Consider the following 8,390-nt stretch of genomic DNA (forward strand, 5'->3'; position numbering starts at 1 on the left):
GCTCCCCCATACCTGCCTCAGCAAAAGGGAAGCACATCACGAGCAGGCCGGGAATCCTGAATCTTGATGCCCGCGATACGCTCTAGCACCACAACCGCCGGATGGAAGCTTTCGCGGCACCGCAGCACGCACATGTGTCAGCCGGTGAGCCGCTTCCTCTGTCGCGGCAGGGGAAATGCAGGGGGATGAACGGCTTAGCCGCTCAAGCGGTGTTGAACGGGTGTGATCTGGTAAACCCGTTGTTTTTCAGATCGTTGCCACGGTTAACGAATGTTGCCGGCCCGTCAGTCCCGGGCGTGGCCGAAGCATTCGCCGCGTTCGGCCTGCCGCTGCCGGGTGCGGAATCGGGCGCGGTCGGCCTCGGAATATTCGCCGGCACAGCGATGGCAGCTGACGCCTTCCTCGTATTCCGGGCGGGCGCGGTCCTCGGGCGCCAGGGGGCGGCGGCAGGCATGGCAAAGCCCGTGCCGGCCCTGCCGCAGCCCGTGGCCCAGGCTGACGCGCTTGTCGAAGACGAAGCATTCGCCGCGCCAAAGGCTGTCCTGCTCGGGCACCTCCTCCAGGTATTTCAGGATGCCGCCTTGCAGGTGAAAGACTTCGGGCACGCCCTCGCCCAGCAGGAAGTTCGTGGACTTCTCGCAGCGGATGCCGCCAGTGCAGAACATGGCGATGCGCTTGCCCGCGAAGCGATGCGCATTCTCGCGCCACCAGGCGGGAAAGTCGCGAAAGCTGCTTGTGCCGGGATCGACGGCGCCGGCGAAGCTGCCGATCTCGACCTCGTAATCGTTGCGGGTGTCGATCACCGCCACGTCCGGGGCGCTGATCAGCGCGTTCCAGTCCCGTGGCGCGACATAGCGGCCGACGGCGGCGGTGGGATCGACGTCGGGCTGGCCCATGGTGACGATCTCGCGCTTCAGGCGCACCTTCATGCGGCCGAAGGGCATCGTCTCGGCGGGGCTTTCCTTCCATTCCAGCCCCGCGCAGCCGGGCAGGGCGCGGATATGCGCCAGTACCGCGTCCAGTCCCTCGCGCGAGCCGGCGATGGTGCCGTTGATGCCCTCGGGCGCCAGCAGCAGCGTGCCCCTGACCCCGTTCGAGCAGGCGCATTTCGCCAGCGGCGCCTTCAGCGCGGCGGAGTCGGGAAAGCGGGTGAAGTGGTAAAGCGCGGCGACGATCGGCATGGCTTGGCCATAGCGCCGTGCCGGGGCGCAATCAAGTTGCCGCATTGACGCCCCCGCTGCCTGCGCCTACCAATTTTTCTGGGAAAACAGGAGAGGCGCCGTGGCAAGAGCCCTGATCGTCATCGACATGCAGCTGGATTTCTGTCCGGGCGGGCGGCTCGCCGTGGCCGGCGGGGACGAGATCGTGGCGCCGATCAACGACCTGATGGCGGATTTCGATGCCGTGGTGCTGACCCAGGACTGGCATCCGCAGGACCATGCCAGCTTTGCCGACAACCATCCCGGCGCCGCCGCCTTTTCGCAGGTCGAGATGCCCTACGGCCCGCAGGTGCTGTGGCCGGCGCATTGCGTGATCGGCTCGGCCGGGGCCGGGTTCCACCCGACGCTGGCCGTCGATTGCGCCGACCTGGTGATCCGCAAGGGCTTCCGGCCGCAGATCGACAGCTATTCGGCGTTCTTCGAGAACGACCGCCGCACCCCCACCGGCCTTGCCGGCTACCTGCGCGACCGCGGGTTCGGCGACCTGACCTTCGTCGGGCTGGCGCATGACTTCTGCGTCGCCTGGTCGGCCATCGACGCGGCGAAGCTGGGCTTTGCCGCGACGGTGATCGAGGAGGCCACCCGCGCCATCGACCTGAACGGCTCGCGCGGGGCGGCCCGCGACGCCATGCGCAAGGCAGGGGTGACACTGGCATGATGATCCCGACGGTCGATATTGCGACCCGCGTCTATAACCACAAGTGGAAGATCGACCCCATCGTCCGCTCGCTGATCGACGACGATTTCTACAAGCTGCTGATGTGCCAGTCGGTGTTCCGCAACCGGCCCGACACGCATGTCGCCTTCAGCCTGATCAACCGCACCAGATCCATCCGCCTGGCCGAGCTGATCGACGAGGGCGAGCTGCGCGAGCAGCTGGACCATGTGCGCGGGCTGACGCTGACGCGGGGCGAAAGCACCTGGCTGCGCGGCAATACCTTCTATGGCAAGCGGCAGATGTTCCGCCCGGATTTCATGGAGTTCCTGGAGAACCTGCGCCTGCCGGCCTATCACCTGGAAAAGCGCGATGGCCAGTATGAGCTGACCTTCGAGGGCCGCTGGCCCGAGGTCATGCTGTGGGAGATCCCGGCGCTGGCGATCATCATGGAGTTGCGCTCGCGCGCGGTGCTGAAAGACATGGGCCGGTTCGAGCTGCAGGTGCTCTATGCCCGCGCCATGGCCCGGCTGTGGGAGAAGATCGAGGAATTGCGCAAGCTCGGTCCCGATCTGCGCATCGCCGATTTCGGCACGCGGCGTCGGCACAGCTTCCTGTGGCAGGACTGGTGCGTGCAGGCCATGGTCGAGGGTCTGGGCGACCAGCGCTTCATCGGCACCTCGAACTGCCTGATCGCCATGCGCCGCGACATCGAGGCCATCGGCACCAATGCCCACGAACTGCCGATGGTCTATGCCGCGCTGGCCGACAGCGACGAGGAATTGCGCCAGGCGCCCTATCGCGTGCTTGCCGACTGGCACGAGGAGCATGACGGGATGCTGCGTATCATCCTGCCCGACACCTATGGCACCAGGGGCTTCCTGGAGCACGCGCCGGACTGGCTGGCCGGCTGGACCGGCATCCGCGTCGACAGCGGCGACCCGGCCGAGGGGGCCGAGACCGCGATCCGCTGGTGGCAGGACCGGGGCGAGGATCCGCGCGACAAGCTGATCATCTTCTCAGACGGGCTGGACGTGGACAAGATCAAGGATCTGTTCCGGCGCTTCCACGGTCGGGTGAAGGTCAGTTTCGGCTGGGGCACGCTGCTGACCAATGATTTCCGCGGGCTGGTTCCGGGCGACGGACTGGCGCCGTTCTCGCTGGTCTGCAAGGCGGTGGCGGCCGAGGGGCGGCCGACCGTCAAGCTGTCCGACAATCCCGAAAAGGCCACCGGGCCGCAGGACGAGATTGAGCGTTACAAGCGCATCTTCGGCGTCGGCCGGCAGCAGCGCATGGAAGTGGTGGTCTAGCCCCGGAAAGCGGCAGGCCCCGGCGCGATGGTTCGGGGCCCGGGAGGTCAGCGCGAAAGCGCCGGCTGCAGTTCGCGACGATTGGCGGAATGGCGCCGGGCGAGCTGCCGCCCCTCGCGGCCATTGCCCAGACGGCGGGCGGGTTCATGCGCCGCGCTGCCGGACAGCAGTTCAGGGAACAGCGCCAGGATTTCGGCGCGGGCCGCGGGCGAGACCGATTTCAGCGCCTCGGGACCGGTGAACAGCGATTCCGTCTGCGCGCCCTCCGAGCAGACGATCTCGTGCCGGTCGAACAGCAGGTGATAATAGGTCAGCGCCTCGCAATCATCGACCAGTTCGATGCCCTCGACGCCGGTCAGGTGCTTGGCGGCGACCAGGACTTCGGGCGCGCCGCAGACCCGCTCGGCGATTTTCGAGCTGACCAGGATGCGATGCTGCTGCGAGACGTAAAGGTCGCGGCCGGGCAGGCCGGCACCCAGCGCACCGGCGCGGATGCGCACCGGGCGCAGCGTCTCGAAAGCCTGCAGCAGCGCGCTGTCGACGTGCTTCGAGCCGATCCAGCGCAGCGGTTGCGGACCGTGGTCGCGGGTGACGACCATGTCGCCGGCGCGCAGATCCTCGACCGGGACAGGTCCGCGCTCGGTCAGGATCAGGGTGCCATGGCGGAAGCAGACGAAAGCCGGCGCATCCTCGAGCCCGTAGCGCGTGGTGTCGAGGGCGTTGAAATCGCTGGTCACATAGTCGGTAATGGTGATCGACTGGATGGCCTTGCTGGTGACGCCGTCGATCTCGGCCTGCGAGGCCGAGGCGGGCGGCGGCACCAGAACCAGGTTGCCGTCGGTATCCTGCAGGACGCGCAGCTGCACATCGCTGGCGCCGGTGCCGTCCATATAGGTCACGGTGCCGCGATAGATGATCCCGGAATCGGCATAATGCTGCGCGCCATCATGGATGCCGTATTCGTTCGAGGGCGGGCCACGGCGGCCGTCGAAGGAAATGCGGCCGTCGTCGTTGCCGTCATGCAGCGTTACGGGGGTGATCGCCTGGGCCAGCGGGGCATCTTCGCTTCCGAAGGTAGTGCCGACCAGATCGCCGGCATTTTCGGCGCCGATATAGCGCTCGTTCGGATCCAGATCGCTGGCTTGACCAAGATAGATGACACGGATCGACGTCTCTGTCGGCATGGCAGACCCTAATCATTAACAGGCCCCACAAAATGAGGGCACAAGGACATATTGAACCATCGCGCCATGCCGGATCGGCAACCGATCACCGCATGGATGAGACGGACCGGAGGAACGGCCCCCCGCGTCTCACCCCATCAGTTAAAGGATGAATCGACCTTTATTAACCTGTCGAAATGGACAGGTTTTCGCGGTTCCGCGCCGCGCGCCGCCGCGACTTCAAGGCTTTGCGCCCGATCGCGGGATGCGGGTGCGGGAAGGGCGGCGCTCGTGATGCAAGGTCACCAGCGCCGCCCGCTCAAAGCCGGTCGCGCCAGCGATTGACCAGCGGATAGCGCCGGTCCAGCCAGAAGGCCTTGGTCGAGATGCGCGGCCCCGGCGCGGCCTGGTACCGCTTCCACTCGCTGCCATAAAGCAGGGTCTCGACCTTCTTGACCGTCTCGGGCTCGAAGCCCTGCGCGACCAGGTCCTTCAGCGCCAGATCCTTCTCGACCAGCCCCTCCAGGATCGCATCCAGAACCTCATAGGGCGGCAGGCTGTCCTGGTCCTTCTGGTTCGGGCGCAGCTCGGCCGAGGGCGGCTTCGAGATGATCTGCGGCGGGATCACCTCGCCTGCGCGGCCCAGCATCCAGTCGCGATGGTTCCGGTTGCGCCAGCGGCAGGTCTCGAACACGCGGGTCTTGTAAAGATCCTTGATCGGGTTGTAGCCGCCGGCCATGTCGCCATAGATCGTGGCATAGCCGACCGCGACCTCGGACTTGTTGCCGGTGGTCAGAAGCAATTCGCCGAACTTGTTCGACAGCGCCATCAGCATCACGCCGCGCAGCCGGGACTGGATGTTTTCCTCGGTCGCGTCGGGCTTCGTGCCCGCCATCAGATGCGCCAGGGCATCGCCGACCGCGTCGCGGGCGCCCTCGATATGCACGGTGTCCAGCCGCGTGCCCAGCCGTCCGGCGCAATCGGCGGCATCGTCCAGGCTGGCCTGCGAGGTGTATTCGCTGGGCAGCATCACGCAGCGCACGTTTTCCGGGCCGATGGCGTCGCTGGCGATGGTGGCGACCAGCGCCGAATCGATGCCGCCCGACAGGCCCAGAACCGCCTTGCGGAACCCGGACTTGCGCATGTAGTCGCGCAGCCCCGTCATCATGGCGTGGTAGTCCTGTTCCCATTCGTCGGGCTGGGGGTCCATCCGGCCCGGCACCGCCCGCCAGCCGGCAGGGGTGCGGGCGAAATCGACATGCGCCAGCATCTCGTCGAAGGGGGCCAGCTGCACGACCTTGACCGCGCCGCCATCCTCGCCCGGGTTCAGCACGAAGCTTGCGCCGTCATAGATCTGGTCGTCCTGCCCGCCGACCGAGTTCAGGTAGATCAGCGGCAGCCCGGTCTCGACCACGCGGGCGACCATATGGCCCATGCGCAGGTCCAGCTTGTTGCGGTGATAGGGGCTGCCGTTCGGGACCAGCAGGATTTCGGCCCCGGTCTCGGCCAGGGTCTCGCAGACCTCTGGCCACCAGGCATCCTCGCAGATCGGGCTGCCGATGCGCAGCTCGTCCAGGCTGTAGGGCCCGGAAATCGGCCCGACATTGAACAGCCGCCATTCGTCGAACAGCTGCTTGTGCGGCAATTCGTGCTTGAGCACCCGCGCCACCACCTTGCCGCCCCTGAGGATCCAAAAGGCGTTGTAAAGCCTGTCCTCCTCGGCATAGGGGCCGCCGATGCCGATGGCGGGGCCGTCCACGCAGTCCCGCGCCAGATCGACGATATGGGCCATGGCTTCCTGCGTGAAGCCGGGCTTCAGCACCAGGTCCTGGGTCTGGTAGCCGGTAATGAACATCTCGGGCAAGGCCAGCAGGTTCGCGCCGGCCTCGCGCGCCTTGGTCCAGGCTTCGCGCGCCTTGGCGGCATTGCCGGGCAGGTCGCCCACGGTCGGGTTCAGCTGTCCAAGGGTGATGCGGAACGTGTCGGTCATGGCGCTTCCTTTACCCGGGTCTCGCCCCGTTGATAGGTCAGCGGGCGGCAAAGGAAAAGTCGGGCTTTGCGCCCGCGCGCCGCTTGCGATAAACCGATGCCGAAAGCGGCAAAGAGGCGGAGTGCAGCATCCATGAAGGCAGCCCTTGTCGCCTGCGCGGTGATCCTGGCCGGCGCGGGCATGGCCGGCGCCCAGGCGGTCATCACCAAGCAATATGATGACGGCGGCGTCTACGAGGGCACCTTCCGCAACGGCAAGCAGCACGGGCGCGGCACCTATCGCCTGCCCTCGGGCTACGAATATACCGGCGACTGGGTCGAGGGCGAGATCCTGGGCCAGGGCGTGGCGAAATTCCCCAACGGCTCGGTCTACGAGGGGGCCTTCGCCAAGGGCAAGCCGCATGGCAAGGGCAAGATCACCTATGCCGATGGCGGCAGCTACGAGGGCGACTGGCTGGACGGCCAGATCACCGGCCAGGGCGTGGCGCATTACGCCAACGGCTCGGTCTACGAGGGCGGCTTCCTGAACGCGCTGCATGACGGCAAGGGGGTGCTGACCCAGCCGAACGGCTATCGCTACGAGGGCGACTGGAAGGCCGGCGTCAAGGAAGGCTTCGGCAAGATCACCTATCCCGACGGCGCCAGCTATGAAGGCGAGATGAAGGCGAACCAGCGTTCCGGCCAAGGCAAGCTGACCATGGCGGACGGGCTGAAATACGAAGGCGGCTGGTCGGCCGGGCAGATGGCCGGGCAGGGCAAGCTGACCCAACCCTCGGGCGACAGCTACGAGGGCCGCTTCGCCAATGGCAAGCGCGAGGGCAAGGGCGTCGCCGCCTATGCCAATGGCGACCGCTACGAGGGCGATTTCCGCGCCGACAAGCGCTGGGGCGTGGGCACCTTCACCGGCACCGACGGCTATGTCTATACCGGCGACTGGGTCGAGGGTCGGATGGAGGGGCTGGGCCGCATCACCTATCCCGACGGCTCGGTCTATGAAGGCGCGCTGAAGAACGACCTGCCGCATGGGCGCGGGCTGATCACCTATCCGGACGGGGCCAGCTATGACGGCGACTGGGTCGCGGGCGTGATCGAGGGGCAGGGCGTCGCCAAATACGCCAACGGCCTGGTCTACGAGGGCGGCTTCAAGCGCGGCCGCAACGAGGGGCAGGGCCGCATGACCTATCCCGACGGTTATGTCTATAACGGCGCCTGGCGCGACGGGCAGCGGCACGGGCAGGGACAGGCGACCTATCCGGACGGGACCACCTATGACGGTTCCTTCGTGAACGGGCTGCGCCACGGCAAGGGCCGGCTGATCGCGCCGGACGGCTTCCGCTATGAGGGGATGTGGAAAGAAGGCGAGATCGACGGCGAGGGCGTGGCCACCTATGCCAATGGCGACGTCTACACCGGCCATTTCGTCATGGGCAAGCGCCAGGGCGCCGGCGTGATGCGCTATGCGACAGGCGAGGTGGCCTCGGGCGAATGGGAGGACAACCGGCTGGCCGTGCCGACCGAGGGGGCGGCCCCAGAAGGCACGACGCCCGAGGGCGCGGTGCCGGAGGAGCCCGAGGGGACCTTGGAGCAGTAGGTCGAAGCAGCCGCACCCGGCGTCCGCGCGCTGGCCCGCGCCGGATGCGGTCTATGGCCTGGGGTCGGACTGGACGGCCGTATCGCCCGCGACGGTCGGGGGGGCGCATTTCCCCCCGCCACGATCGGTCATCGCAGGGACGATCGAACCAGGCGCGGTTTTTCAGCGCCGGATTGTCGAAGTTCCGCCATGCACAGGGCGGCAGGAACAGGAATTTTTGGCCATCGAGCAGCAACGAGGGACCAAGAATTGCGGTGTAGTAACCGGTGCATGAGTGAAACCGTGAGCTATCCAGCTCACGGTCCGCCGCATCATAGTCTTCGCGTGGCACTTTGGCGTTCGTCTGGCTGTCGTAAATGCCGGAATCGCCGCGTTTGTAGGTCATGTTGACAAATGGCGAAGCCAGAGCCTGATGCAGGCGATGTCGATGAAGCCGAGGAAACTGTCTGCGGTTTTGTCGTA

The 8,390-nt window shown here is 66.5% G+C and carries 6 protein-coding genes and 1 pseudogene; 3 read left to right on the forward strand and 4 right to left on the reverse strand.

The annotated features are described in order from the left end of the window. Positions 1 to 284 precede the first annotated feature (284 nt). The gene (trhO, locus tag I9P22_RS22075) at positions 285 to 1,181 is read right to left on the reverse strand and encodes an oxygen-dependent tRNA uridine(34) hydroxylase TrhO (protein WP_199262175.1); all 897 of its coding nucleotides are present in this window, start codon (positions 1,179 to 1,181) and stop codon (positions 285 to 287) included. A gap of 100 nt (positions 1,182 to 1,281) precedes the next feature. On the opposite strand from trhO, the gene pncA reads away from it, so the two are divergent. Then, positions 1,282 to 1,878 carry a bifunctional nicotinamidase/pyrazinamidase gene (gene pncA / locus I9P22_RS22080; RefSeq protein WP_199262167.1) on the forward strand — a complete coding sequence of 199 codons (597 nt, stop codon included), beginning with the start codon at positions 1,282 to 1,284 and terminating at the stop codon, positions 1,876 to 1,878. After that, positions 1,875 to 3,185 (forward strand): nicotinate phosphoribosyltransferase, encoded by a 1,311-nt coding sequence (gene pncB / locus I9P22_RS22085; RefSeq protein ID WP_199262169.1) that lies wholly within the window; start codon positions 1,875 to 1,877, stop codon positions 3,183 to 3,185. The genes pncA and pncB overlap by 4 nt, the downstream gene beginning before the upstream one ends. A 47-nt stretch (positions 3,186 to 3,232) precedes the next feature. Here pncB and I9P22_RS22090 read toward each other — a convergent pair whose 3' ends face one another. Both I9P22_RS22090 and I9P22_RS22095 read right to left on the reverse strand, forming a co-directional pair. Then, complete coding sequence (locus I9P22_RS22090) at positions 3,233 to 4,369, reverse strand: Hint domain-containing protein (protein WP_233253536.1); 1,137 nt, start codon at positions 4,367 to 4,369, stop codon at positions 3,233 to 3,235. A 298-nt stretch (positions 4,370 to 4,667) separates the two neighbouring features. After that, on the reverse strand, positions 4,668 to 6,338 hold the full coding sequence (locus I9P22_RS22095) for an NAD+ synthase (protein WP_199262171.1): 1,671 nt from the start codon (positions 6,336 to 6,338) through the stop codon (positions 4,668 to 4,670). Positions 6,339 to 6,470: 132 nt separating this feature from the next. Here I9P22_RS22095 and I9P22_RS22100 point away from each other — a divergent pair, with 132 nt between their 5' ends. Continuing rightward, positions 6,471 to 7,928 carry a 2-isopropylmalate synthase gene (locus I9P22_RS22100; RefSeq protein ID WP_199262173.1) on the forward strand — a complete coding sequence of 486 codons (1,458 nt, stop codon included), beginning with the start codon at positions 6,471 to 6,473 and terminating at the stop codon, positions 7,926 to 7,928. Positions 7,929 to 8,309: 381 nt separating this feature from the next. Here the strand turns inward: I9P22_RS22100 and I9P22_RS22105 are convergent. Next, positions 8,310 to 8,390 (reverse strand): annotated as a pseudogene (locus I9P22_RS22105) (IS5/IS1182 family transposase); the annotation flags it as partial.

The sequence above is a fragment of the Paracoccus binzhouensis genome (assembly GCF_016446475.1).
GTDB lineage: Bacteria > Pseudomonadota > Alphaproteobacteria > Rhodobacterales > Rhodobacteraceae > Paracoccus > Paracoccus binzhouensis.